The organism is Paenibacillus rhizolycopersici (genome assembly GCF_014947195.2).
In the GTDB taxonomy this organism is placed as follows: Bacteria; Bacillota; Bacilli; order Paenibacillales; family Paenibacillaceae; genus Fontibacillus; species Fontibacillus rhizolycopersici.
This window is the reverse complement of record NZ_JADCNN020000001.1, coordinates 408895-434292: the sequence shown is the minus strand read 5'-3', so window position 1 is coordinate 434292 and position 25398 is coordinate 408895. Positions and strand designations below refer to the sequence as shown.

The following is a 25398-nucleotide window of genomic DNA, read 5'->3' as shown; positions in this document are numbered from 1 at the left end:
TGTTCGGCGCGATGCAAGAAAGGGGAGCCCGAAAAAAACGGGTCCCCTCTTCGTATGTCCTGCTTCCTCTCCCTAGTTGCCCTGGATCATCTTCAAGTTTTCATGCCAGCGCTGAGTGTAATAATCCAGCAGCTTCTCGAACCCGATGGACATCGTATCGTCATGTGCTTTGTCCAGAATCGCCAGCGCCTCCTCATCTGTCTTCGCGTACAGGGCTTGAGCTCTCGCTTTCTGCCAAATGTCTTTGCCGCTTTGGAAGGTGATTCCCTCCTCTGTATCCGGCAGCGGGAACAAGTTGATAAACTCGGTCGCATCCCCTTGGGTTTTCCACGTGATTTCATACTGCCAATAGGTCGACCAGTTTCGCTCGTTCTCCGGCAGCGTTGCTTCGAATTTCCCCTTGATGTCGTCGACGTATACGGTATTGCCGACCCACATTAACGGGTCCATCTTCGCTTGGTAGTCCGCGAGCTTCTCTTTGTCCTTCGTATAGTTCTCCGTAAACTTCGGCGTGATGCCGTCGGCTTCACGTCCCTGCCAGAACTCGCCCTCGACACCCCACATCTGCAAGGTCATCCCTTCCGGACCGGTCCACCAATCCAGGAAAGCGAAGATCGCCTCCGGATCTTTGGCGCCGGTCGTAATCACAGCGGCGTTCCAGCCAAGCATATTATAGGTGCCGGGATACGTTTTGTTTTTGTCCAGACCTTCCTTGTGGATCGGCCAGATCATGATGTAGCCGGCGTCCGGATCCTTCTGGGTTAAAGCCGCATGGGCCTGCATTGCATATAAGGTCGGGTTAGAGGAAGTATATACCGCCACTCGGCCGTTCATCAACTTCTCCTGCACCTGATCCCGCGTTTGCGTCATCGCATCCTGCGTCATCAGCTTCTCGCGGAACAGCTTCGCCGCGTACACCACCGATTCACGGTAAGCCTCATCCTTATAAATCGAAGTCATCTTATCCCCGCTCGGAACGGCAAAATAACGCGGAAAGCTTAAATTGTTCTCTTTAAACGCGGAGTAGATTTGATCCAGGCCGTGGCCTTCGCTGGCCAGATCCGTCTCCAGCGGAATCACGTCCGGATATTTCTCCTTCACGAGCTTTAAGTAGGCGTACAAATCATCAGTCGTTTCCAGCTTGGGCGAACCCAGCTCCGTATAAATCTTCTTGTTCACGACCCACCCGGCATTGCCGTTCGGACGGTTCGTATACCAGTTCGGGAACTGGTACAGCTTGCCGTCGGGGGATCGCAGCATATTCAGCGCTTTCGGATCCAGCCACTTCTTCAGATTCGGATACTTCTCGATGTAATCATCCAAGGGGACCAGCAGCCCTGCTTCACGCAACCGCTCGACATCGGCTCCCCGCTCGCCCCAAATCACGTCCGGCAAATCTCCCGAGGCGATCATCGTATTCAGCTTTTGAACCGTATTTCCGCCGTTCGGGATTTCCGTGATGTTCACCTTCTTGTTCTCCTTGACCCAGGTGGTGGTCTCATCGGCGCCCCATTTCGGCATGGTGTACCAATCGTAGTTGCCGTATAACGTAAATTCCAGCGGCTCCTTGCCAAGCTCGTAAAGCTGCGGTTCAGCAGATTCGGCTTGGTTGTTCTTCTCATTGCCGCTGTTCTCCTTCGGCGCCTCGGCGGTATTGCCGCCATTTCCGTTGTTCCCCCCGCCGCCGGAGCATCCCGCGATAAACAAGGCGATCACCAGGAAAATAACCATCATTCGGCTTAACCGTATTCCCCTCTTTTGCATGCGACTGTTATCCCCTTTCTACTTACATTTTTATGTTCAAAGCAAAACCATTTGCTCCAAACCCCATGGCTACTCCTTCAAGGAACCCACCAGAACCCCTTTGACAAAATACTTCTGCACGAATGGATACACCAGGACGATCGGGAGCGTTGCCACCATCATCGTTGCCATCGAGAGCGATTTGCTGGTGACGGTTTTGGCCTGCGCCATATGGGCCTGCGCCGCTGCGTCCAAATTGGCCGTCTGCTCGGAGACGATATTGGAAGCAAGAATTTGCTTGAGAATGGTCTGAATCGGCAGCAGCTCCTCCTTCGAAATGTAGATGCTGGCCACAAACCACTCGTTCCAGTGTCCAACTGCCGTAAACAGCGACAGCGTTGCGATAACCGGACCCGACAACGGCAACACAATGCGGAACAGGGTGCCCCAATTCCCGCAGCCATCGATCTTGGCCGATTCCTCTAACCCTTGGGGTAGCCCCTGGAAGAAGGTACGGAAGATGATCATGTTCCACACCCCGATCAGCGAAGGAATAATATAAACCCAAAACGAGTTGAACATCCCTAAGTTACGAATGAGCAGAAAGGTCGGAATCAACCCGCCGGAAAAATACATCGTAAAGATACATATCAGCATGTAATACTTACGTCCCATCAGCTCACGTTTCGTCATTCCGTAGGAGAAGATCGCGGTTGCCAAGATCGCACTGACAGTCCCGACGACGGTCCGGAGTACGGAGATGACGAAACCCGACATTAACCGTTCGTCCTGAAAGACGACCTCGTAATTTTCCATGGTGAAGGCCCGCGGCCAGAGAGTAACCCCGCCTTTAGCGGTATCCAACCCCTCATTCAGCGAGATCGCAATGGCATTCAGGAACGGATATAACGTGGAGAGAGCAAAGACGATTAAGAAGACATAGATGAAAGCAACCATAACCCGGTCACCTCTGCTGCTAAACATCGCGAACACCTCCTCCTGATTACCATAAGCTGTTGCCGGATTTGCGGGCCACATAGTTGGCGATGGTCAACAACCCGACGCTGACGACCGCTTTGAATAATCCGACGGCGGTAGCGTAGGAATATCGGTAGTTGTTGATCCCGACCCTGATCACATACGTATCGATCACGTCAGACACATCCCGCAGCGCCGGGTTCACGGCCAACACGAGGATATCCTCGAAGCCGGCGCTCAGCAAATTGCCGATCGCCAATATCATAAAGATCGAGATCACCGGCATGATGGATGGAAGCGTTATCAAATAAATCTGCTTGAAGCGGCTGGCTCCGTCAATCGAAGCCGCCTCATACGTATTCGGGTCCACCCCGGCAATCGCCGCCAGGTAGACGATGGAACCGAAGCCGATTTCCTTCCACACGTTGGTCGTAATCAGGATGCTCCAGAAATACTCGGGCAGGGACAGGAAGTTGATCGGTTCCTGAATGGTACCGAGCCGCTCCAGCAACAGGTTTAAGCTGCCATTATCCGTTGCGAGCAGCGAGGCGACCAGTCCGCCGAGAATGACCCAGGACATAAAATGCGGTAAATACGTAATGGTCTGCACCACTCTTTTGAAAGCCATTTTCCGCACTTCGTTCAGCATTAGAGCCAACAGGATCGGCGCAGGAAAACCGATGCAGAACTTCAGCAAGCTGATCACAATCGTATTGCGCATCACCGTATAGAAATCCGGCGATTGAAAGAAGTAGGCGAAGTGCTTCCAGCCCACCCACGGACTACCGGTAAAGCTGTGTCCGATCTTGTAATCCTGAAAGGCGATCAGGACGCCGTACATCGGAATGTAGCTGAACACGAATATGAGCGCGAGCGCCGGGAGTACCATAAGCTGCAGGTCGATTTGCCGAATAAAACGCGCGAACCCGTTGTTCCTCCTCTTGTAAGGCACGCGCGGCATGGCGGGTTGCATTTCCTGATCGACGGATAGCCGGGCCATACGCTTCCCCCCTTTTCGCTTTATTCATCTTGTGAGTTATTGTATATTGGCCCCGGGCGCTTGCCTACCTGACCAATCAACGAAATGTGATAATAATCAATCGGCTATGATTTCATTTCCTCTGCCTGGGGAATTAGTGTAATATAAGTCCGTATTGCATTTAAGGGCATTTCGAGGATTTAACTTATGTTTAGGGGGCTTTATTTACGTGAAATCCGAATCTTCTACGCTGCAGAAAAAACTGCTGCCCCGCCATATCAGCTTCATGGCTATGGGCGGTGTCATCGGCACCGGCATCTTTAAAGGCAGTGCCGAGACCGTCAGCTTGGCGGGTCCTGGCGTGATCTTCTCCTACGTCTTCGCCGGCCTGCTGCTGCTTGTCGTCATGGGCGCGATTGCCGAAATGGCCACCGTGTATCCCGGCCGAAACATGAAGGACTTCATCCGCGAGGCGTTTGGGGAGCGTATCTCCTTCATCTTGGGTTGGCTGTATTGTTTCATGTGGCTAGCTGTTTGCGTGATTGAAGTGATCGCTGCCGGCAGCTTCCTGCAGTTCTGGCTGCCGGACGTGCCGCTGTGGGTGCTCAGCCTGGCCAGCGCCATCTTTATCCTCGCCATCAATATGATGAGCGTAGGCGGTTACGGTGAATTTGAATTTTGGCTGGCCGGGGTCAAGATCGCGATGATTATTGTGTTTATCTTGCTTGGTGCGGCTATGTTGTTTGGCTTCATCCCGGGTGCGGAAGCCCCGTTCCCGCGCAATTACATCGATTACGGCGGCTTTTTTCCGAATGGATGGACGGCAATCTTCTCGGCGCTGCTGGTCGTCATGTTCTCCTACGGCGGCTCCGAGCTAATCGGCCTCACCTTGTCGGAGGCCAAGGACGCTGAAAAGGTGCTCCCCCGGGTGGTCAAAAACTTTATTTTGCGCGTGGTGCTGTTTTATACCTTGCCAATCTTGATCATTTGCGGACTTATTCCGTGGAATAGTCTTAGCGAGCAGACCAGCCCGTTCGTGCAAGTGCTGACGTCGGCAGGGCTGCAAGGCGCGGCGCATTTAATGAACTTCATCCTGATTACGGCCGTCTTGTCCGCAGCCAATTCCGGCATTTACGGTGCGACCCGGATGCTCCATTCGATGGCCACCGGCGGCGAGGCGCCGGCCAAGTTGGCGCGGATTTCGTCCAAGGGCGTACCGATCAACAGCTTGATTCTCAGCGGGATTGTCCTGATCCTGGGCTCCATGCTCGCCGTTCTCAATCAAGCGGGATTGTTCCGCCTGCTGATGGCCGTGCCCGGCTTTGTCGTCCTGCTCGTGTGGATTACGATCTGTTTGTCCCAGCTGAAGCTTCGTCGGCGTTATCCGACTGCGCCTAGCTTTAAAGTTTGGGGATTTCCTTATCTAACGGTGCTGACCATCATCGGTTTAGCGGTCATTGCTCTGCTGTTCCTGTTCGACGCGCAGAACCGCATCAGCATCGGCGTATGCCTGGGCGTGCTGGTTGTGCTGATCGGATGGTCGACCGTCCGATTCCGCACGCGCCCAAGCCAGAGAGACTAGCAGCCTAGCAGTTCACAAGCTCGGACCCTGCATTCCCCTGTTCCTCCCGTTCCCCTGCCCATGTTACAATGAAGGCAGAGGAGAGATTACAACTATTGGGGGAGACCATGGAACTTCAGGTTGTTACGGAACTAGTGTTGCGCAAGCCAAAACGGCGTCACCGGATCGCTCGCCGCATCCGGAATGCCTACCAATACGATACCGCCTACTGGCGATCCGCCGTTGCCGGCCCCTGGGGGGCCGGCATGTTCGCGTTTGGTCTGTTGGCGCTGGGCATGCCGACCGGGCTCGGAACCACGGTCGACTTACTCCTGTTTCTGCTGGCGGGAACGCTCGCGCTTTACCTGATTGCTCACCTCACTACACTGCTGATAGCCTTGATCGGCTTGCCGATCCCCCGGCTGTTTACGGGGGCGGTCTTATTTGATTACGCCGCCTCCTTCCTGATTTTCTACTATAACGAAGTATCTCTAGCCGCAGCTGCGTTGGTGGCTGCGGTAATCAGCTTAGCGGGGATCGCCGCCGGACTTCTGGCAGGAATGCTTGCCAGCCGGCGCCTCCGGCTTCGTCATAAAGCGGCGATCACCCTGCCAGCGGTGTTGCTCGTTGCGGCGGCTGCAATCTGGTTTTTTGCTCCGGGGACGGGCAACGACTCCACCGTGCCCGCATTCCAAGGCGTGCAAAGCGCCGGGTTGCAGGAAGTCGGCGAGGCTGGGGACGGCGGCGGACTATTGGCCGATCAGCCGGATAACCCCGCCGAACCCGGGCCCTATGCTGTGTCGACCTTTACGTACGGTAGCGGGAACGACACTTGGCAACCCGAATACGGTGAATCGGTTGACGTTACGTCCCAGGCGGTGGATGCTTCAGCTTATATCAAGAAATGGTCGGTCTACCGAACCGCTTATTGGGGATTTAATCAACGTGCATTACCGCTGAACGGCAGAGTCTGGATGCCCACTAGTGCGGAAGGGAAGGACGCTGCTGAAAGTCCCTCCCACTTTCCGATCGTCCTCATCGTCCACGGGAATCACTTAATGGAAGATTTCTCCGACGACGGCTACGCCTATCTCGGGGAGCTGTTGGCCAGCCGTGGGTTCATTGCCGTCTCGATTGATGAGAATTTCCTGAATTACTCCGTATGGACAGGGATTCCCGACAACGATATGAAAGTCCGGGCCTGGGTCCTGCTCAAGCATCTGCAGCAAATCGGCGATTTTGCCAACGAGCCCGGCAACCCGTTGTACGGCAAAGTCGACTTTGCCCGCATCGGCTTAGCTGGCCATTCCCGAGGGGGGCAGGCGGTCGCAATGGCCGCCGATTACATGGATTGGTTCGGGAGTGATACGGAGTTGATTCAAAGCCTCGCCTCGTACCAAATCGAGGCCGTAGCCGCCATAGCGCCTACCGACAGGAAAGTAGACAGCAAGGTCACTCAGTTGAAGGATGTCAGTTATTTAACGCTCCAAGGCGCCCGGGACGGCGATGTCAGCGACTTCGACGGCGACCGGCAGTACATGCGAACGAGTTATTCGCCAGGCGAGGAGCGATTCAAGGCCTCTCTGTACATTGGAGATGCCAATCACAGCCAATTCAACAGCAGTTGGGGCGGCCGCGACGTCAGCTATCCGAAGGGTATCCTGCTTAGCCGGGACGGGATGTTGTCGCCGGCCGAACAGCGAAGCATCGCCAAGGTGTACCTCTCGGCGTTCTTCGAAGAGACGTTGCGTGGCGGGGAGTCAGGGAACGACGGCCAATCGGGCCGGTACCTCCCGTTGCTGCAGGATTATCGCGTCGGTCTGGACTGGCTCCCGGACACGGCATACTACAACCGGTTTGAGAGCGGTTCGTTTACGGCCTGGGCCCGCTACGATGAGGATTCGAACCGGGCGACGCTGCCCGGTGGCGGGAAAGCGGCAGCCCGTGGATTATCCTGGAAAGAAGAGGATGCAAAGAACCGGCAAAAAGGCGTCAAGCCCTCCCGCGGAATCGTCCTGGAGCGCCGGCTGAGCGGCAACGAGCCGTCCACTTACGCGCTAAGCTGGGAGCAAGGCGCTCCCCTACCAGCTAGCGGTAGGCTGGAGGGGCTCGCGTTCTCGCTAACCGACCGCAGCTTTGAGCTGGAAGACGATACGCCGGATGCGCCCTTGGCTGCGGGGGTCGTCACGGTTGAAGTAGAGCTCATTGACGGCAACGGCACCTCCGTCCGCCTGCCTCTGACGAGATTCATGGAAGCTGAACCGTTGCCAATCACGTCGTTTACGATCCACCCTTGGCTGGACCGCCACCTATCGGACGGGAAATACAAGCATGCGACGGAAGCGGTATATCAAACGTACCGGCTGGCGCTGGAAGACTTCATTGCAGCCAATCCGGAGTTTGACCCGGATACTGGAATCCTAGAACTGGCCTTTCAACTGAGCGGTGGCTCTGCCAAGCTGATGCTCGACGATATCGGAGCCTACTGACACGCAAAAAAACGCTTATTCCCAACGGCCATCTGATGGCGTCGTTGGAATAAGCGTTTCTTTTTTTTGATCATGAACGTGATTCGGTTTCTTTCGGGACCAGCTTGTAGATCTCTCCGCTTTCCATCGTATCGATGAGACGGTCCAGCCATTCGTAATACTTCACCGTTTCCTTCATCTTGCGGACGTCTTCCTCCAACACCCTGCGAAGCGGCCCCTCCGCCTCTTCCGTCATCGCTTTGGTCAATTCCTCGATCGAGCGGCGCAACACCAGGATATTGCTTTCCACCGCTTTTCTCCATTTTATTGCGAAAAAGTCCGTAAACGTTTGGTACCAGTCGTATTCCACTTCATATAAGTCCTTGCGGGAGCCTTTCTCCCACACTTTATTGACCATTTTGAGATCCAGCAGGGTGCGGACTCCCGTACTCATGCTGGTTTTGCTCATTTTCATTTCCATGCCCATCTCATCAAGCGTCATCGGTTTGTCGGCAAAGAATAATAACCCGTACAAGTGCCCTGTCGATAAGGAGACCCCGTACAAATCCATGTTTCGTCCGATCGCCTCGATCACTCGCTTGCGTACCTTCATTAATAATGCCTGTTGCTCATCGGTGAGCTGGTCCAAGCTCATGCTTGCAACCTCCTATTCATTTGCAAAAAAACTCTCCGGCTGTAGCGCGTTTAACCCGTAAACCTTAAATCACCACGCGGCTCAACGCTTATTCTATCTTAAGAAAGTCAAGACCAAATGTAAAGAAGCAGCCTAGGGAGCATTTGGGAGGATTATGGAGTTATCCGGAAGATCTTTACGTTCAGTTTTTTCTGTACGTTCCTTACGTACGGTTTTCGGCTTTGCGTTCTTGACAAGAGGTTTGTTAAGCTTACATCACGGATTGATGCGATACGGTCTCGCTCGGCCATTTTCTAGCAGTGAGCTGATATCGAAGGGGGAACTGAAGATTTAGAAAAGGAGTGAATCTATGAATCAGCCATTATTGCAAGTACGTGAAGTCAGTAAGTTATTTGGCCCTCATCCAGAGCAGGGCATTCCCTTATTAAAACAAGGTTACACCAAAGAGCGTCTACTCAAAGACAAAGGGGTTACGGTCGGCGTCGGGCAGGTCAGCTTGGACATCCGGGAAGGTGAAATTTTCGTCATCATGGGCTTGTCCGGGAGCGGCAAATCGACGTTGGTTCGCATGCTCAATCGGCTAATTGAACCGACGGCCGGAGAAATCCTGCTGCATGGCCGGGACCTCCGTAAAATGAACAAAAGCGAGTTGCGCGAGGTGCGGCGTAAATCGATTAGCATGGTGTTTCAGAAGTTCGCCTTGTTCCCACACCGAACCGTCCTGCAGAACGTGGAATACGGACTGGAAATCCAGAAGGTTGCAAAAAAAGAGCGTCGCGACAAAGCGATGCAAGCGCTGGAGCTCGTCGGCTTGAAGGGCTGGGAGCTCAAAATGCCCGATCAGCTAAGCGGCGGTATGCAGCAACGGGTCGGCCTGGCCCGCGCGCTGGCCAATGACCCGGAAATCCTGTTGATGGACGAAGCGTTCAGCGCACTCGATCCGCTCATTCGCCGTGACATGCAAGATGAACTGCTAGAACTGCAGGAGAAGATGAAGAAAACCATCGTCTTCATTACACATGATCTGGATGAGGCCCTGCGCCTCGGCGATCGGATTGCCTTGATGAAAGACGGGGCGCTCGTCCAGATCGGTACGCCGGAGGAAATGTTGATGAACCCGGCCAACCGCTATGTTGAGCGGTTCATCGAAGACGTAGACCTGTCGAAGGTGTTGACCGCGGCCCGCGTGATGCGCCGGCCGGAAACGGTCACGTTGGACCGAGGTCCACGCGTCGCCCTTGAGCTGATGCGCGAACGAGGCATCTCTAACCTGTTCGTCATCGGCCGAGGCAAACAATTGCTAGGCGTAATTACGGCCGAAGATGCCTCCCGCGCCGCAAAATCCGGCGCGGGCCTCGAGGAAATTCTAATCGCGGACGGCCCCCGTGTGGCCCCGGACACCGTGCTGAGTGACCTGTTTGAAGTCACCAGCTCGTCCAAGGTTCCGCTTGCGGTCGTTGACGAGCAAGAGCGCTTGGTTGGCGTTATCGTACGCGGCGCCGTGCTGGGGGCCCTCGCCGGAGAGAGCCATCATGAATCCAAGGAGGTGAGTCCAAATGAAGTCCATACCGAAATTGCCGTTAGCCGAGTGGATTGAATCGCTGGTCGACGGAATGGAACGGACGCTCGGCGGATTTTTCGACGGATTGTCCATGGCGATCGAAACGATCGTTGATTTTTTCGCAGGATTGTTTCTGCTGCCGCATCCCCTGCTCTTTATCGTCATCATCGGAATCATCGCTTATTTGATCGGAAAATGGCAGTTGGCCCTATTCACCGTCATCGGGTTCCTTCTGATCGATAATCTCGGTTATTGGGACGAAACCATGAGTACGTTAGGTCTGGTTATCACGTCCGGGCTGATTTCAATCCTGCTTGGGATTCCAATCGGCATTTGGAGCGCCTACAGCAAGCTAGTCCATCGGATCGTTTCGCCGCTGCTGGATTTCATGCAGACGATGCCGGCATTCGTCTATCTGCTGCCGGCCGTGACTTTCTTTAGCCTAGGTGTCGTTCCCGGGGTGATCGCTTCGGTGATTTTCGCCATCCCGCCAACGATCCGGCTCACTTATCTTGGCATCAAGCAAGTGTCCGGCGAGCTGACGGAAGCGGCCAACGCCTTCGGCTCGACGTCCTGGCAGAAGCTGTTCAAGGTGGAGCTTCCGCTTGCCATGCCTACGCTGATGGCCGGGGTGAACCAAACGATCATGTTGTCGTTGTCGATGGTGGTCATCGCCTCCATGATCGGAGCGCAAGGTATCGGGGCTACCGTCTATCGAGCAGTCACCCAGTTGAAAATCGGGCAAGGGTTTGAGGCCGGTCTGGCCGTGGTCGTCTTGGCCATCGTGCTCGACCGCTTTACACAAAATTTGTTTAAATCCAAATCACAAAGGGGAGATTAAGATGAAAATGAAGTTGAAGACGACGAGGAAACTGATGGTGCTGGCAGGTCTGGTTGGGATGTTGGTACTCTCCGCATGCGGACAAGCGAACAATTCCGCCGCAGGGGGCGGTAGCAACGCACCTGATGCGTCGGCGAACGGGGCAGGCAACTCCACTGCCGTCGCGATTGGCGAGCAAGTCGACTACGAAATCATCGGGATCGACCCCGGCGCGGGGATCATGAAAGCGACAAACCAAGCAATCGAAACCTACGGCTTGGCGGACTGGAAGCTGATCGAAGGCTCCGGTGCGGCGATGACGGCGATGTTAGATAAGGCGATCAAAGCCGAAGAACCGATCATTATCACCGGCTGGACGCCGCACTGGATGTTCGCCAAATACGATCTGAAATATTTGGAGGACCCGCAGAAGGTTTACGGCGAAGCCGAGGAAATCCACACGGTGGCTCGGAAAGGCCTGAAGGAAGATCATCCGACCGCTTATGAATTCCTTGACCGTTTTGAATGGACTTCGGATGAAATGGGAGCGATTATGACCGCGATCCAGGAAGGTCAGGATCCGGCTGAAGCCGCCAAAGCCTGGGCAGAGGCCAACACGGACCGCGTTGACAGCTGGACCCAAGGCTTGACGCCGGTGGACGGCGACAAACTCAAGTTGAGCTACGTCGCTTGGGATTCCGAGATCGCCAGCACAAACCTGCTGGAATACGTGCTGGAGAGCAAGCTGGGTTATGATGTTGAGTCCCTCCAGGTCGAAGCCGGCCCGATGTGGACCGGCGTCGCCAGCGGGGACGTCGATGCGACCGCAGCCGCTTGGCTGCCACTCACCCATGCGGATTACTGGGACAAATACGGCGATCAACTCGATGACCTCGGCGCGAACATGACCGGCGTCAAAACCGGCCTGGTCGTCCCGGCTTACGTGAATATTGGCTCGATCGAGGATTTGAAGTAAGGAAGTCACGGCCTTCTCTTCCTAACGGAACTCAGAGACCTTATTCCCCCATTTCCCGGTGATTTCCCGCTGTAACGGAACCCAGAGACCTTATTCGGCTCTAATGCCCGCAAATTAGCTGCTTTTATCCGAAATAAGGTCTTCTAGTTCCGTTATCCGCGCTGAACATCTATAAAGTGTGAAATAACGTCTCCTGGTTCCGTTAGCACTTTTAAGAGTGAGCAACGGAGCGACCGGCTGAATTCAAGATTCGACGTCGAATAGGCTACATCGACTTGCCTCGTGATCGGAAGATGACTTTTTGAACTACCGTTTCAATGAAGGTTCAAAAAGTTAGGTTTCGAGCACCGAGAAGCTTGAATGAAGTTAGGGAGTGAGTAGCGGAGCGTACGTTTTGGGTACGTGAGCAACGGAGCGACCGGCTGAATTCAGGATTCGACGCCGACTCAGCTCCTCTGGATCCACTTCGTGATCGGAAGATGACTTTTTGAACACCCTTGCGTAACAGGAAGAAGCCACCCCGGGCAGGGGTGGCTTCTTCACGTATATATCAATTAAGAAGAGGGAGTATCTAAAGAATAGCATCGGTTCCTTAAAGGAACATTACAGAAACCTGAAGATCAGCTTAAAATTTTACTTCCAAATCCGTTTTCGCTGCAGCGCCTCCTGCACGTACCCATAAACGGAGACCGGGCTCATCACCATTTGATAGAGCAGCACATAGGCAATAAAGCCAAACAGGTTTTTGCGGATCCGCAGGTTGAGCGAGCGGAACACCTGACTTTGATACCGATACAAAATGAAGTTTTGGATAAACGTTAGCGGCAGCACCAGCAACGTTGCCGGCCCAACGATCCAGAAGATGCCGAAAAAGGCGAGTACCAAACCCGGCAGCCAACAGAAGGTGTACACCAAATCCAAATACGGCATCAGCAAATTGCAACCGGTCAAATATTTGGCATAAATGGACGGTTGGTTCCACGGCTTCAACATTTTCAGAGCTTCGATCATCCCCCGAGCCCAACGGCTCCTCTGCCTGACGAGATGACGGAACGATTCCGGAACGTCTGTAAAAGCGACCGCCAACGGTTCAAAATACACGCGCCAACGCCGGGCCAAGAATTCCCACGTCAGCACGATGTCCTCGCCGATCGCATCCGGCCAACCCTCCACGGCGCGCACGGCATCGGTTTTATAGAGGGAAAAAGCCCCTTGCGCTACCAACGTTCCCTGGAACATTCCCTGCAACCTTTTAATGCTGGCAATCCCGAGAAAATAATCCCATTCCTGCAGCTTGGCCCAGAAATTATGGCGGCTGTTACGGGCAAGCACCGCTCCCGCAACTGCGCAGATATCCGGTGGCGCCGACTCCATGCGGGACACGATATGCTTGACAGCCAGATTGTGCAGCAGCGTGTCTGCATCCAGCGTGATCATTAGCTCGGTCTCCACCAAAGTTAGAGCCGTGTTAAGCGCATGGTTTTTGCCTGGCGTTTTCTCCTCGATCACGAGCAGGTCCAGACCAAGCTCCCTACCGGCAGCCTTGGCCCGCTCCGCCGTTTGATCCGAGCTATTGTTATCGATCACGATGACCTTCATCGGTCCCGAATACTCTTGAGCGGCTAGATACGCAAGCGTGGTCCTGATCCCACGCTCTTCATTATGACAAGCGATCAGCACAGTCACCGACCGTTCGGGTGAGCCCCCCGGAAGCGGAGGTTGTCGGTCCAGCAACAGGCTGACGATCATAAAAGCGTTCATGTATCCGGGAATATACGAGATTCCCGCGATGATCAGAACCGCTGCAGGCAGCGTCACAAACCTCGCAAAATCTTGCAGCCACGGCATCGATACCCCTATGGAAAAGAGCATCCACAGACCTGCCGCCACATGGCTGATCCAAAATTTCTGATTCACCGATATGTAAATTCGTTTGGGATCGTCGTAGCTGCGATTCATGATGTTCTCCCTTATGTGAAAACGTTAGATTATGCCCATTATACGCGGTGGGTTCAACCCTGTAAATCATTCGACTCCTTGGGAAATTTATCATTTGTCACCGAACAGCCGATACAAAATGGAGAGGAGGTGACATTATGGATATTGCAGCAACGTCCGTAGCCATGAGCCAAAGCGCGCTTTCCCAAGCCGTTGGGATCCGCGTGTTGAGCATGGCCAAAGACCAGGCCGAAATCCAAGGTCAAAATCTCGTGCAAATGATGTCTCAAAGCCAAGCTCACCCGACGCTCGGGAAGAACTTGGATATCAAAGTTTAACTGTCCCAGTTCCACAGTCCTTGTTTGCCGAGGGCAGGAATCGGCTCGAGAAGCGGACGCAGCTCGGTCAGTTCCCAGGCGTACCGGCCCGGCGCAAAGTCGCCGAACCGGTATTCCTGCCCTGCGGCTTCCAATCGTCTTTCACCTCCACCCAGCCAGGCAGTCTCCCCGCTGTTGCTCAACACGGATAGACATTCTTTCAACCGGCAAACGGCTACGATCGCACCGACTGGCAGTTGATCCGCAGACGAGTATCCGTGCGCTAGTAAAAGCGACCGAATCGGTTCTGTCTCGCAAGCCTTCCGATCCATTTTCTTACCGGCATGTATACCAAACTCACCGCGATAATTCGTTCTCCAGCTCCTCGTTTCCAACCGCTTGGCCCCTATTGCAATCAGTGTCGCCCAAGGTTGTCGGATCGTGATGCAGCGCATGATCTCCCCCCACTTCGATTTTTCATCTGAACGTTTAGTACTTCACCCGCCTTACCTCCGCCTTCAGCTCATCCATCATTAACTCAGCTGCTTCCTCTCCAGCTTTGATGCAATCGGTCATTTTGGAGAAGTCGAACGCGGACACATGCCCCACGTCCGGCCGGATGACGATGTCGGCAAGCCGCAGGCTGGTATGTTTGCGCTCCGCGGTCATCAGACTATAGGAGCGGTAAACGACCTCGATCATGTTGCGCGGCGGTTTCTTCTCATGTTCTCGGGTCACATCAACCGCAATAATCAACCCTACGTCCTTTCGCTTCAACTCCTGAACAGGCAAATTGTTCAACACCCCGCCGTCAACCAGCAGTTGATCCCCCCGTACTAACGGAGCAAACACCCCGGGAAACGCCGTCGTTGCCCGCAGCGCGGTCCCCAAGTCGCCTCGATCCAGGATGACCTGCTGACCCTGCATCAAATCGACGGCAACGGCCTTGAATCGGATGGGAAAATCCTCGATCTTCAGCTCATCCTTGCCATGCTGCTTCAATAATTCATTGACCGTGTGATAGATTTTATTTCCGCCGATCAGACCCCGGTGGCGGATTCCTAAGTCCATCAGCCGGTATTTCGGCGTGTGGTACAGCAAATCCTCAATGTCCCCCGCCGGAATGCCTGCCGCATATAAGCCCCCGATCGCACCGCCCATACTGGTGCCTATGATCGTGTCCACTGGAATTCCATGCCGCTCAAATGCCTTCAGCACACCCAAGTGAGCGAGTCCACGTACGGCCCCGCCGCCTAACACCAACCCCACTTGCTCCATGGCCATCTCCCCGTCAGCCGTTCCTTTTACTAAAATACATATTCCTCAGCTTGGCGGAAGTTCCTCCTCTTCCAAACAAAGCGCCCCGAATCGACGATGGCAATATCGACCCGGGGCGGACCAGAGCAAGTCAATCAACTTATTGGAAGGCGGCGTAAGGAATCGTGAATTCCGGCATCCCCGCCGCATAAGGCGTATATTCATATTGCGTAAAATAGATGACGACCCCGTTCCGGTTCAGGAAAAAGTCGCGATCCGCCTTGATCGAAGTAAACGGATGAAGCAGCTCCAGCTTACGCTCTTTGATTTGTTCCTTCACTTTAAGGTTAATAATCGTAACGTAATTGGCGTTATTGTTCGCCGCCTCTTTCAAGGTCAGTACTTTACCGGTAGACAAATCAAACGTGTACGGAACGCGGGCAGTCGTCCCATGCGCGCCTCCAAGATCCACGTAATAATCCACATAGAGGCTTAACCGGCCTTTTTCGTTATAAGTCACTGTGAAGCGTCCGTCAACGCTGGGCTGACGTACCGACGCGTTCGGGTCGTTATCGAGAATCCGGCTGTTTTCCTCCGCGGCCAGACCGATTTCCTTCGCTCCTGCAGCTACGTGCTTATCGGCTTCTTCCTTGAGGAAGGTATTGATTTTTTGTTGGACCCCGCTATCTGCCAACCCAGAAAGGACCGGATAATACACCAACAGCGATTTCCCGTCGCCGTCCGCTCCAATCTCTTTAGCACCAATCTTCACGTCATTCTCTTGAACGGCTTGAAGAGCAATAAGCTTTGTGGAGGAATCATAACCTACGATATACCCCATTTGTTCGAGAATGAAGCGCATCGGCAAATAGGTCGTATTATCCTGGACCACAAGCTGTGGCCCCCAAAGGATCTGCTCATTTAACTTAAAGGAGGTTGCGTTCAGATTGATCTCCAGCACCCGGTTTTTGCCGGTGACTTTCGCCACCTGCGTTGCTTTGTCGAAGCCGATGCCAAGCCCCAGACCATTACTCAAATCACGCAGCGCAATATACGAAGTGCCATGTAGATTGATGGTTTTGATCGTTTTTTTGGCGCCTTCTATGCTGAACGTTTGAGGAGACACCGTATATTTGGCTTTGGCCGCAGCTTCTGCCTGCTGCCCCGGTAATGAGATGGCCAATGGAGCCGCCATTAGTGCTGCAGCAAGGGTATAAATCATCCATTTATTGCGTTTATTCATCGTAAATGATTCCTTTCCGGTGGGCTCACCTGAAACACTGAGTATCACTGAAAAAACGAAATTGGGGTTAAAAAAGTTGCATGTTGGGATTGGTGGCCAAACACGATTTTCGAGCGAAATGAACTTCACTTTTGCATCTGACTAACCTTAACGTACTCGGTGACCTTAGTGGGGCTGGTATGCCCACGAACAAATCGATTACAATGTTAACAACAAAAACATCGATACGAGGGAGGGTTCCCCTATGTGCGGACGATTTACGATTACGCTTCCCCTGGACGAGCTGATTGTCAGGTATCTGATTTTTGAAAATCGGCTGGCGAAATTCGCTCCGAACTATAATGTAGCGCCGATGCAATTCATCCCCGCCGTCATTACAGGCAAGCAGGGCAACCGCCTCGGCGAGCTGCGATGGGGGCTGGTGCCATCCTGGGCCAAAGAGGACAAGATCGGCGGCGGCATGATCAACGCCCGGGCCGAATCGCTAACGGAGAAACCGGCGTATCGCAAGCTGCTCACGTCCCGGCGTTGCCTTATTCCGGCCGACGGCTTCTACGAATGGCAGCAGCGGGAAGGCGGCAAGCAGCCGTTCCGGATCGTCATGAAAGACGGGGGCCTCTTCTCCTTTGCGGGGTTGTATGATATTTGGAGCGATCCGCACGGAAACAAGCTGGCGACCTGCACCATCATCACCACAGAACCCAATTCGCTTATGGCTGAAATCCACACCCGGATGCCTGCCATCCTTCGTCCGGAGCACGAAGCCGAGTGGTTGGCGCGAGAGCATGCAGACGCCGCTTCTTTACTTAAGCTTCTTCAGCCCTACGAAGCAGCGAAGATGCGAGCTTACCCGGTATCTACGGCCGTCGGAAACGTGAGGAACAATTCCAAGGAACTGTTGGAAGCGGTCAATTAGTCGGATAGAATCGGTCTTACTCCCGATAAAAAGGGCTTCGCCTTACGCGCAGGCTGATCCACCCTGCTGCGTAAAAGACGAAGCCCTATTCGCTGTACAATCCTTCAATCGTGGTTACTCGCCCACATTCCGCCGCCCGGCAGCGGACAAGTCCGCTCCTTCAACCAGGCGACTACCGGGATGATGCAGCCGCAGGCCGTACAAGTCATCCCGTCCATCAGCTTGGGGCAATCACCGCAAACGCGCAGCCTTTCCTGATATTGCTCCTCGCTTACTCTTCGTTCCGGCGCAAACGCCGTCGTCTTCAGCAGGCGCTGGATCTGCTCGTCCGTGACCCGATAATCGTCTCGGCATGCTTTGCACGAGGTATCCGCCATCAGAGGTTAACCCCTTGTCACCAATTCGAGTGTCGTCACCGACATCGACGGCAGGTTAACCGTCAGCTTGCCGCCATCCAGCTGAAACGACTCGAATGGCTGCGGCTTCACCGCGTCCGGTTGGTCGAACGTATTATGGGCGTCGATCGAATGGCCGGTCAACGTCGAACCCGTCGCCGTCAAGCTGCCGCTGTCCAACCCCCGAACGTCGATCGTCACCTGCGCTTCCGCCTGATGCTGCAGATTACAGAAGCTGAGATGGATCTTCCCTTGCGTATCGCGCGATGCCGTGGCGGTCACCGCCGGGATTTCCCCGCCGTCCAGCTTGTAGCTGCCTGTATCCAGCGACAGATCCAGCATCTCGGCATCCTGATGAACCTTATACATATCAAATACATGATACGTTGGCGTCAGGAGCATCTTCTCGCCTTCCGTCAGGATCACGGCTTGGAGCACGTTGACGGTCTGGGCGATATTTGCCATGCGTACGCGCTGGTTATGCTTGTGGAAGATGTTCAGCGTAAGCCCGGCGACGAGCGCGTCGCGCATCGTATTTTGCTGATACAGGAATCCTGGGTTGGTTCCCGGCTCCACGTTGTACCAGGTCCCCCATTCATCTACGATCAGCCCTACCCGACCTTCCGGATCGTATTTATCCATGATCGTACGGTGGCGGGTAATCAAGTCGTCCATCCGAAGCGCTTTTTGCAGCGTGGTAAACCAGGCTTGCTCGTCGAACCCGGTTGCCGGCCCTTTATCCTGCCAGTTATCGGTTGGCAGCGTATAGTAATGCAATGTGATGGAATCCATGAACCGTCCAGCTTCCCGCATCAGGACGTCCATCCAGTTGTAATCGTCGGAGTTCGGACCGCAGGCGATCCGGTGAATTCGGTTGTCGTCATAATTGCGTACGTAGGTCTGGTACCGGCGGTACTCATCGGCATAATATTCCGGACGCATGTTACCGCCGCAGCCCCAATTCTCGTTGCCGACGCCGAAGTAAGTGACCTTCCAAGGCTCCCTGCGCCCGTTTTGTGTCCGAAGCTCCGCCATCGGCGACACACCGCCAAAGGTCAAATATTCAACCCACTCGGACATCTCCTGGACCGTCCCGCTGCCGAGATTACCGTTAATATAAGGCTCACAACCCAGCTGTCGGCACAGCTCCATGAACTCATGGGTCCCGAAATGGTTATTCTCCACCACGCCGCCCCAATGGGTGTTAACCATCCGTTTGCGTGTTTCCTTTGGTCCGATGCCGTCTTTCCAGTGATATTCGTCAGCAAAGCAACCCCCAGGCCAACGGAGTACGGGAATCCGAATCTGCTTAAGCGCTTCCACAACATCGTTACGGATTCCATTCGTATTCGGGATCGGCGAATCCTCACCCACCCATATGCCCTCATAAATACAACGACCCAAATGCTCGGAGAAATGTCCATAAATATTGCGGTTAATCGTTCCTTTGCCGGAATCGGCGTTCAGCACACCTCGTAGTGACATCCGTTGCTTCACTCCTTAGTTAATATATTTATTAATTAAATAACCATATCACTAATATTATAGGCGGCCCTCCGCCGGTTCGTCAAACGATTTTCGAGCAAGAATAGAACCCTGTCCATGCTTGCTAAACAAATGACTTTTCGTTAATATAATGGTTAATTAAACTTCGGTTAAGGTGGGGAAACCGTGAAACTCGATTTAACTGAAAAATCACTTCCGGTCTATGAGGCGCTTGCGAGCCCGGTTCGTCTGCGCATTCTGCGGCTGTTGGCCAACCGCCCAATGAACATTAAGGAATTGGCCGCAGCGGTCGGGTTATCCAGCGCGATCATGACCATGCATGTGCGCAAGCTGTCCGAATGCGGACTGGTCGTCACGCAAATGGCGCCCGGCAAGAGCGGTCTGCAGAAGATTTGTTCGCTTGCCGTCACTAGCGCGGATATTCACTTTCCGGTACAGGCAACCGCCGAGCGCAAGAGCTACCGGGTCGAAATCCCGGTGGGACATTACTCCGACTTTCACATCGAGCCAACCTGCGGCATTGCGACGACCGCCAAGATCATCGGCAGCTTTGATGATCCCCGGTATTTTTGGGATCCAGAACGGATCGATGCAGCCATCCTTTGGTTTGGCACAGGATTTATCGAATACAAGACACCTAATTATCTGCTATCCAGTCAAGAACCGGAGGAGTTAGTCTTCACGATGGAGCTCGCATCCGAAGCCCCGGGAACCAGGGATGATTATCCTTCCGATATTACGTTCACCCTGAACGGGATGCAGCTCGGCACCTGGACGAGTCCCGGCGACTATGGGGATCAACTCGGCAAATATACTCCCGATTGGTGGCCAAGGCAGGCAAATCAATATGGACTGTTAAAACGGCTGCGCATTACGGGCGACGGGACGTATATGGACGGCTTGAAAATGTCAGACATCACTTTTCGTGACATCGACATCAGGCAGAAGCAATGGACATTCCGCTTGTCCGTTGAGCCGGACGCCCGCTACCCCGGCGGTTTGACTCTGTTCGGTAAAGGATTCGGCAATTACGGCGAGCATCCGAGCGCGGAAGTGTTTTACGTGGAGAGGCAAGATAAAGGGAATTACGCGCAGTAAAAACAACAAAACGGGGCTGCCCCAAAGCCATAACGTATGGCTAATGGAGCTGCCCCTTTTCATTGGGAATCGATCACGGGAGCTACCGCTGCCCCCCCCACTATTCCCAATACGACGCCCCGCCGTCCTTCAGCCGGGCGAGGCCTTCCGCAAAGAAGTAATCGCCGTAAATCAGCGGGACGTCGATGTTCGTTCCCTGCGGGTAATTGCTCGTACCGTGCAGGATCAGGCCTTCCTCCGACGGGTCGTCCCAGGCGCCGTAGTTGTCGTACAGCGATTTGAGGATGCGTTCGCCCCCCTCGCGGTACTTCGCTGCAGCCGCATTTGCACCTTCCCTGCCAAGCTTCTCTGCCAGCAGCAACAGACCGCTGGCCGCGCAGGAACCGGCGGACGAGTCCCGCAGATCGCGTATCTCTAACGGCGCGCGAAAATCCCAGGCCGGCACCTGATCGTCCGGCAACTGGCTAAGGAAGAAGTCAGCCGCCCGTTGCGCGGCGGACAGGTATTCCGGCTTCCCCGTATGGTGGAAGCCCAGCGTCAAGCCGTAAATCGCCCAAGCGGCACCGCGCGACCACGCCGACTCCGGCGCATATCCTTGCCCGCCTTGCGGCCCCACCACCTCGCCTGTGGCCGGATCAAAGACCACGATGTGATAAACCGAACCGTCTTCGCGGATAAACTGCTCAAGCACCGTATCCAAATGCGCTTCGGCCACATGGGCGAAGCGGGGGTCACCGCTTTCTCGGGACGCCCAGAATAACAGCGGCATGTTCATGCAGCAGTCGATGATTGCCCACCCTTCATTCCGCTCGCCTTCCTTCCACGGGTTCCAGGCCCGAATGTAACGCCCCTTCAGATTAAAGCGCGCCGCCAAATAGTTTGCGGCCTTCAGCGCCCGAATCCGCGAAACGTCGCTCCCCGTCAGCTTATAAGAAGCGATGCTGGTCAGCGTCCACATAAACCCCAGATCGTGGTCCAGCCTTACATAACCGTCCAGCACCGCATCCAGCTTGGCCTCGCATTCTTGCGCCAACGCCTTCAATTCCTCTCTTCCGCTTCCCTCATACAAGACCCACAGCAGTCCCGGCCAAAATCCCGCGGTCCACCAAGCCGGCTCGGCCAAATCATAAACCCCGCCCTGACTTGCGTGTGGAAACCCGGAACCGATTCTTGCCGTATTCCGCAGCGTTTTGTCCAACGTCTTCGACCAAGCTTCTTCTACCCATGCTCTCCCGTTCCCCATAAGACTTCAGTTCCTCCTCCATTCCCACTTCCTACAACGTGACAAAATTAAAAAGAAAATCGATACCAAGATCCGCTTCCGTGCGCCGCACCCGAAAATCCAGTGCGTACCAGACCATATCCTTCCCGTAATGATCGCGGTACGTCCGTTCCTCAACCTCGGCCTCCAGCCGCTTCGGATCATAATGCAGCTCCAGCATCAGCTCAGCGCGGGCGAAGCGCAGCACTCCCGCCTCGGTGACCTCCGGCCGAACCGGGGACACGAACCGTTCCGTCAGACGCTCCGGTGCTTCCGCAAACCGGAATTCATCCCGAAGCGACAGGCTGGGCAGGTCTGTTTTATTCCAAACCCACCTTCTCTCGAACGACCGCAGATTTCCGTCCTCGTAAGCCCCGGACAATTCCAACTCCAAACGGCATACTTCCTCTGAAGTCTCGCATCGAACCACTGTAGCGGATCTCTCTGTTCCCTCTTGCTGATAACGCCCGTCGATGATCGGGACGGAATGCCCTTGCGAGCCGTTACAATCATACTCATACCTAGCCTCGCCAAAATAATCCCGCGTATATTCCCCGCACCCGAGATCGGACAAGAAAAACGCGCCCCTGCCCGCCAGCATGAAATGGCCCAGATCGTTATGGTTATGCGATTCGCCGTTATGCCCGCCCTTCGCGGCAAAACCAAACGTCCCTCCCGCGGCAGTAAACCGCGAGATCAGCCAGCCGGCATCCTCGAACACAAAGTCGCCGTCCTTCCACTCCGCTGCCCCTTCTACGGCGCGGTCCCGCCAGATCAGGTTGCGCAGCGCCGGAGCCCACCGGCTGCAATGATCCTCGCGGTAATCCGCATGAAGCGAGGCGGGCGGGGCTTCCACCTCCGCATACCGCGCCGCGAGGTAATGCGACAGCCCGGGATGGACGCTGCCGTACGGCTGCGTGTCGGAGAAATTGGCGACCAGGCGGCCGCCCATAAAGCTTTTTTGCTGGAAACCGGCAATTCGCCGAACCTTATCCTCGCGGAACCAGTCCCGCTGGCCCCCGGTTCGCTTCAGCAGCAAATCCGCGTAATAAGCAAAATAACCAAAACCATAATTCCAGTATCCCAGCCCTTCCGGACAAGCCCCGTCCTCACCGAAGCCCTGCAAATAGAAGGACATACTGCGCTCGGTCTTCTCCAGAATTCGGGCCAGACGGGCGTGATCCCGCTTCTCTTCCATCAACAGTAGCGCTGCCGAACCTATCGAACCGGCGCAAACGGCCGACCAGTTGTTCGTCAGCTCCTCCCAATGGAAAGGCCCCTTCTCGAGATAAGGGCGAAACAACCGCTCATCCACCAGTTCGGCAATCCGCACGCGCAGCAGTTCCGGCAACCTGCCGCCCAGCAGCAGGGACAACTCAGCCAGCGCAAACCCGGTCTCCGCCGAGAACAGGTCAATCGTCTCCGAGACCGGGCGGTTTGCATCCACATGCGCGGGAAGACACCAGGTGAACTCGCTGCTGATCGCCCAGATCGCATCCCACAGCGCGGCCTCGTACGTCTCCGACTCCGGTTCGAGCAGTGACAGAAAGGCAAAGGTGTTCAGACGCCGCCTCTTCTCGAAATAAACCCGCTCATACTCCAGCCGTGACCCCTGCACGGCAAACAAGGAAAACAGCGAATAAGTCAGCTCTTCCGACGGGCTGCATAACAGCCTCTCCCCCTCGGTCCGGATCACATTGACCTCGGTCTGGGCGTCCGGATCCACGCGCAGCGACTTCCAGAATGCAGTCCCGCCTTCACCCTCCGGATAATAATCGTCTGCCCTTAAGGGGGGCAGACCCTCAGTCAGCTTCTCCCATTCTTCGTGTTCTGCCATCGACTCTCCTCCTTCCGCCACAGTTTGAAGACGGCGCGGATTACCCCAGCTCGATCCGCACCTCATTCCCTTGGCAGTTCTTCAAGACGATATCCCGCTCCCGAATCACGAGGTTCAACGATTCAGGCGATATCGGCTGCCAGGAAACGCCCGGTGTCGGATCCCCGTAAATGGCCGACGCAAGCACATGAACTCCCGGCTTCAAGGAAGCGTGGAGCGTCGGAAGAACGGTGCGTGGATGCAGGATATTCGTGTTGGCGTTCGGGCGAATGAGTTCAGCCGTCTCGTAGCCAAGCAGGCTCTGCACGCCGCTTGCTCCATAAGGACTTGCCGCCCCCACCGCCGTCCGGTCTGCTTCCGTCCACTCCGTCAGCTCCGTTTCCACCCCTAACGCGAATCCGCCTTCCGCAGCGTCGAGCGGACGCCCGTTCACAATCCGGTGAATCCGTACATGCCAGGGGAGTCCTGCCATGATCCAGGTGCGCACCTCCACGTCGGACCAAGGCTTCCATAATGCGTACAGCACGTTATCCTGAATCGACATATCCAGGTTACGGCGTCTGACCCGATACAGATTCTCCCCGCGTTCGCTAAGCGCAAGCATGGAGTCGAACGCACCTTGAGCCAGGCCCCATTCCGCACGCGGAACGCTAAACCCAAACCCGGTCGAATAGACGAACTTCTCGTATTTGGCCGAAGTATGGGTATGCTCGTTCGTACCGCGATGGCCGCTGTTGAAGGCCGCAACGTGACCGGACTGGTTATCGCGGGCCAGCACAAGATGCGCCGGACGCTGCACCGACAACGCCGGAAGCTCCGGCAGCGGCAGCTCTTCCGCCGTCCAGAACGGATGATCCTCCGGCAACGCCAGCGGCAGGAACGCCTTAAGCGCCCAATACGGCGAGCCAGGCGAATTGTAGTTCTCCGACATCACCAGGTTCGGATAGGCGTAACCTACTGTAAGGAGCCCGTCAGAGCTCCGAATCGGTTGATTTAACCACCAGCGTAAGTTGCGCAATACAAGCCCCTTCAGCACGCCGGCCGGGAACCCCTCCACGCCAGCGTAGGCAAGCGCGCTCCAGAAGGCGGATTGAGCGAAACGATATGCGAGGCTTCGCCCGTACGGCAACGCAGCGCCATCCGGAGCGAACCAAGCCAGAAAATCGCATGCGAACGCTGCGGCGCGTTCCTTGAACAATTGAGATCGTAGAGGATCTTCCTCTTCCATCAAGCGTGCATAGAGCAGCCCATAATAGTGGAACGCAAAGGGGACGTAATAGTCGCTGTGTCCCCCGATCCCGTCGCTGTACCAACCGTCCTCCAGATAAAATGCATCCAGTCGGTCCAAATTCCGCTCCAGCTGCACCGCGTCGTAGAGCAAGCCGGCCTTGCGGAATCCTATATTCACCAGGACGTTAAAGAACAGCCAATTGCAGTCGTAACAAGGATGCTGATTCATTTGATTCAACCAGCGGTGCAGCCGGTCACGTTCCGCCGGGCGTAGCGGTTCCCAGATATGCTCCGGGATCAGCGCCAGCGCGTACCCAAAGACCGCCATCTCCACCAGCCGCTGATCATAATCGCCGACTTCGCCCCAATATTCTTCATGCTCCGGATTTGTACCTGAGCGAATGCCGTCCAGGACGATCTCCCAAAGCTCACTGGAACCTCCGCCAGCCAGCAGAGGAACCAAGCCCCACAGTACACGGGAGAACCCTTCCATCTCCGCCACCTTTGCCGGGTAGGACACGCCGGTTCGGCCAAGCGCCAACCGAGCGCCGCCTTGGCTGTAGAACGGCCGGAGGGGGCTTACCAATTGCTCCAAAGCTTTTACCATATCGCTTCGCGTTTGGAGCGGATGGTCGAAAGTCACGTTCATTTCGTCAACT

The 25398-nt window shown here is 55.0% G+C and carries 20 protein-coding genes and 1 pseudogene; 8 read left to right on the top strand and 13 right to left on the bottom strand.

What is annotated here, in order from left to right; genetic code table 11:
- Positions 1-72 precede the first annotated feature (72 nt).
- From IM700_RS01820 to IM700_RS01810, 3 genes are all read right to left on the bottom strand, one after another.
- Positions 73-1764: an extracellular solute-binding protein gene (locus IM700_RS01820; protein WP_193415529.1), complete on the bottom strand. Its 1692-nt coding sequence runs from the start codon at positions 1762-1764 to the stop codon at positions 73-75.
- A gap of 69 nt (positions 1765-1833) precedes the next feature.
- Positions 1834-2727, bottom strand: a complete 894-nt coding sequence (locus IM700_RS01815) for a carbohydrate ABC transporter permease (protein WP_155606468.1) — start codon at positions 2725-2727, stop codon at positions 1834-1836.
- A 19-nt stretch (positions 2728-2746) separates the two neighbouring features.
- On the bottom strand, positions 2747-3721 hold the full coding sequence (locus tag IM700_RS01810) for an ABC transporter permease (RefSeq protein ID WP_193415530.1): 975 nt from the start codon (positions 3719-3721) through the stop codon (positions 2747-2749).
- A gap of 208 nt (positions 3722-3929) precedes the next feature.
- On the opposite strand from IM700_RS01810, the gene IM700_RS01805 reads away from it, so the two are divergent.
- Both IM700_RS01805 and IM700_RS01800 read left to right on the top strand, forming a co-directional pair.
- Complete coding sequence (locus IM700_RS01805) at positions 3930-5282, top strand: amino acid permease (RefSeq protein ID WP_193415531.1); 1353 nt, start codon at positions 3930-3932, stop codon at positions 5280-5282.
- 107 nt (positions 5283-5389) lie between these two features.
- Complete coding sequence (locus IM700_RS01800) at positions 5390-7750, top strand: alpha/beta hydrolase family protein (protein ID WP_193415532.1); 2361 nt, start codon at positions 5390-5392, stop codon at positions 7748-7750.
- Positions 7751-7820: 70 nt separating this feature from the next.
- Here the strand turns inward: IM700_RS01800 and IM700_RS01795 are convergent, their stop codons facing one another.
- Positions 7821-8384 carry a GbsR/MarR family transcriptional regulator gene (locus tag IM700_RS01795; RefSeq protein WP_193415533.1) on the bottom strand — a complete coding sequence of 188 codons (564 nt, stop codon included), beginning with the start codon at positions 8382-8384 and terminating at the stop codon, positions 7821-7823.
- Between the two features lie 349 nt (positions 8385-8733).
- On the opposite strand from IM700_RS01795, the gene IM700_RS01790 reads away from it, so the two are divergent.
- The 3 genes and pseudogenes from IM700_RS01790 (at position 8734) to IM700_RS01780 (ending at position 11741) form a co-directional block, all read left to right on the top strand.
- Positions 8734-9981: a quaternary amine ABC transporter ATP-binding protein gene (locus tag IM700_RS01790; protein WP_193415534.1), complete on the top strand. Its 1248-nt coding sequence runs from the start codon at positions 8734-8736 to the stop codon at positions 9979-9981.
- Positions 9941-10772 (top strand): annotated as a pseudogene (locus IM700_RS01785) (ABC transporter permease); the annotation flags it as partial. The gene IM700_RS01790 and the pseudogene IM700_RS01785, both read left to right, overlap by 41 nt.
- Positions 10773-10793: 21 nt before the next feature.
- On the top strand, positions 10794-11741 hold the full coding sequence (locus tag IM700_RS01780; protein ID WP_193415835.1) for a glycine betaine ABC transporter substrate-binding protein: 948 nt from the start codon (positions 10794-10796) through the stop codon (positions 11739-11741).
- A 633-nt stretch (positions 11742-12374) separates the two neighbouring features.
- On the opposite strand, the gene IM700_RS01775 is transcribed toward IM700_RS01780, so the two are convergent.
- The gene (locus IM700_RS01775) at positions 12375-13700 is read right to left on the bottom strand and encodes a glycosyltransferase family 2 protein (RefSeq protein WP_193415535.1); all 1326 of its coding nucleotides are present in this window, start codon (positions 13698-13700) and stop codon (positions 12375-12377) included.
- Positions 13701-13837: 137 nt separating this feature from the next.
- Between IM700_RS01775 and IM700_RS01770 the strand changes: the two genes are divergently transcribed.
- Positions 13838-14017: a YjfB family protein gene (locus tag IM700_RS01770; protein WP_155606460.1), complete on the top strand. Its 180-nt coding sequence runs from the start codon at positions 13838-13840 to the stop codon at positions 14015-14017.
- On the opposite strand, the gene IM700_RS01765 is transcribed toward IM700_RS01770, so the two are convergent.
- The 3 genes from IM700_RS01765 to IM700_RS01755 all read right to left on the bottom strand — a co-directional run bounded on the left by IM700_RS01765 (position 14014) and on the right by IM700_RS01755 (position 16496).
- Positions 14014-14451, bottom strand: coding sequence for an ASCH domain-containing protein (locus IM700_RS01765; RefSeq protein ID WP_193415536.1), 438 nt, complete (start codon positions 14449-14451; stop codon positions 14014-14016). The genes IM700_RS01770 and IM700_RS01765 overlap by 4 nt on opposite strands.
- A gap of 34 nt (positions 14452-14485) precedes the next feature.
- Positions 14486-15274 carry a patatin-like phospholipase family protein gene (locus IM700_RS01760; protein WP_193415537.1) on the bottom strand — a complete coding sequence of 263 codons (789 nt, stop codon included), beginning with the start codon at positions 15272-15274 and terminating at the stop codon, positions 14486-14488.
- Positions 15275-15413: 139 nt separating this feature from the next.
- The gene (locus IM700_RS01755) at positions 15414-16496 is read right to left on the bottom strand and encodes a DUF3298 domain-containing protein (protein ID WP_193415538.1); all 1083 of its coding nucleotides are present in this window, start codon (positions 16494-16496) and stop codon (positions 15414-15416) included.
- 244 nt (positions 16497-16740) lie between these two features.
- On the opposite strand from IM700_RS01755, the gene IM700_RS01750 reads away from it, so the two are divergent.
- Positions 16741-17412 carry an SOS response-associated peptidase gene (locus IM700_RS01750; protein WP_193415539.1) on the top strand — a complete coding sequence of 224 codons (672 nt, stop codon included), beginning with the start codon at positions 16741-16743 and terminating at the stop codon, positions 17410-17412.
- A gap of 104 nt (positions 17413-17516) precedes the next feature.
- Here the strand turns inward: IM700_RS01750 and IM700_RS01745 are convergent, their stop codons facing one another.
- Positions 17517-17789 (bottom strand): DUF6171 family protein, encoded by a 273-nt coding sequence (locus IM700_RS01745; RefSeq protein ID WP_155606455.1) that lies wholly within the window; start codon positions 17787-17789, stop codon positions 17517-17519.
- Between the two features lie 6 nt (positions 17790-17795).
- Complete coding sequence (locus IM700_RS01740) at positions 17796-19292, bottom strand: alpha-N-arabinofuranosidase (protein WP_193415540.1); 1497 nt, start codon at positions 19290-19292, stop codon at positions 17796-17798.
- Positions 19293-19478: 186 nt separating this feature from the next.
- Here IM700_RS01740 and IM700_RS01735 point away from each other — a divergent pair, with 186 nt between their 5' ends.
- Positions 19479-20411: an ArsR family transcriptional regulator gene (locus IM700_RS01735; protein WP_193415541.1), complete on the top strand. Its 933-nt coding sequence runs from the start codon at positions 19479-19481 to the stop codon at positions 20409-20411.
- A 100-nt stretch (positions 20412-20511) separates the two neighbouring features.
- Here IM700_RS01735 and IM700_RS01730 read toward each other — a convergent pair whose 3' ends face one another.
- The 3 genes from IM700_RS01730 to IM700_RS01720 are packed head-to-tail and all read right to left on the bottom strand — an operon-like array spanning position 20512 to position 25388.
- Positions 20512-21654, bottom strand: coding sequence for a glycoside hydrolase family 88 protein (locus IM700_RS01730; RefSeq protein WP_193415542.1), 1143 nt, complete (start codon positions 21652-21654; stop codon positions 20512-20514).
- Positions 21655-21685: 31 nt separating this feature from the next.
- Positions 21686-23509: a heparinase II/III family protein gene (locus tag IM700_RS01725; RefSeq protein ID WP_193415543.1), complete on the bottom strand. Its 1824-nt coding sequence runs from the start codon at positions 23507-23509 to the stop codon at positions 21686-21688.
- 40 nt (positions 23510-23549) lie between these two features.
- Positions 23550-25388 (bottom strand): DUF2264 domain-containing protein, encoded by a 1839-nt coding sequence (locus tag IM700_RS01720; protein WP_193415544.1) that lies wholly within the window; start codon positions 25386-25388, stop codon positions 23550-23552.
- Positions 25389-25398: the final 10 nt, after the last annotated feature.

Coding starts and splice junctions, on each gene's coding strand:
- IM700_RS01765 (WP_193415536.1), bottom strand. CDS start 14,451: ATGCGCTGCATCACGATCCGACAACCTTGGGCGACACTGATTGCAATA.
- IM700_RS01795 (WP_193415533.1), bottom strand. CDS start 8,384: ATGAGCTTGGACCAGCTCACCGATGAGCAACAGGCATTATTAATGAAG.
- IM700_RS01770 (WP_155606460.1), top strand. CDS start 13,838: ATGGATATTGCAGCAACGTCCGTAGCCATGAGCCAAAGCGCGCTTTCC.
- IM700_RS01780 (WP_193415835.1), top strand. CDS start 10,794: ATGAAGTTGAAGACGACGAGGAAACTGATGGTGCTGGCAGGTCTGGTT.
- IM700_RS01815 (WP_155606468.1), bottom strand. CDS start 2,727: ATGTTTAGCAGCAGAGGTGACCGGGTTATGGTTGCTTTCATCTATGTC.
- IM700_RS01725 (WP_193415543.1), bottom strand. CDS start 23,509: ATGGCAGAACACGAAGAATGGGAGAAGCTGACTGAGGGTCTGCCCCCC.
- IM700_RS01730 (WP_193415542.1), bottom strand. CDS start 21,654: ATGGGGAACGGGAGAGCATGGGTAGAAGAAGCTTGGTCGAAGACGTTG.
- IM700_RS01800 (WP_193415532.1), top strand. CDS start 5,390: ATGGAACTTCAGGTTGTTACGGAACTAGTGTTGCGCAAGCCAAAACGG.
- IM700_RS01755 (WP_193415538.1), bottom strand. CDS start 16,496: ATGAATAAACGCAATAAATGGATGATTTATACCCTTGCTGCAGCACTA.
- IM700_RS01760 (WP_193415537.1), bottom strand. CDS start 15,274: ATGGAGCAAGTGGGGTTGGTGTTAGGCGGCGGGGCCGTACGTGGACTC.
- IM700_RS01750 (WP_193415539.1), top strand. CDS start 16,741: ATGTGCGGACGATTTACGATTACGCTTCCCCTGGACGAGCTGATTGTC.
- IM700_RS01810 (WP_193415530.1), bottom strand. CDS start 3,721: ATGGCCCGGCTATCCGTCGATCAGGAAATGCAACCCGCCATGCCGCGC.
- IM700_RS01720 (WP_193415544.1), bottom strand. CDS start 25,388: ATGAACGTGACTTTCGACCATCCGCTCCAAACGCGAAGCGATATGGTA.
- IM700_RS01790 (WP_193415534.1), top strand. CDS start 8,734: ATGAATCAGCCATTATTGCAAGTACGTGAAGTCAGTAAGTTATTTGGC.
- IM700_RS01740 (WP_193415540.1), bottom strand. CDS start 19,292: ATGTCACTACGAGGTGTGCTGAACGCCGATTCCGGCAAAGGAACGATT.
- IM700_RS01745 (WP_155606455.1), bottom strand. CDS start 17,789: ATGGCGGATACCTCGTGCAAAGCATGCCGAGACGATTATCGGGTCACG.
- IM700_RS01820 (WP_193415529.1), bottom strand. CDS start 1,764: ATGCAAAAGAGGGGAATACGGTTAAGCCGAATGATGGTTATTTTCCTG.
- IM700_RS01775 (WP_193415535.1), bottom strand. CDS start 13,700: ATGAATCGCAGCTACGACGATCCCAAACGAATTTACATATCGGTGAAT.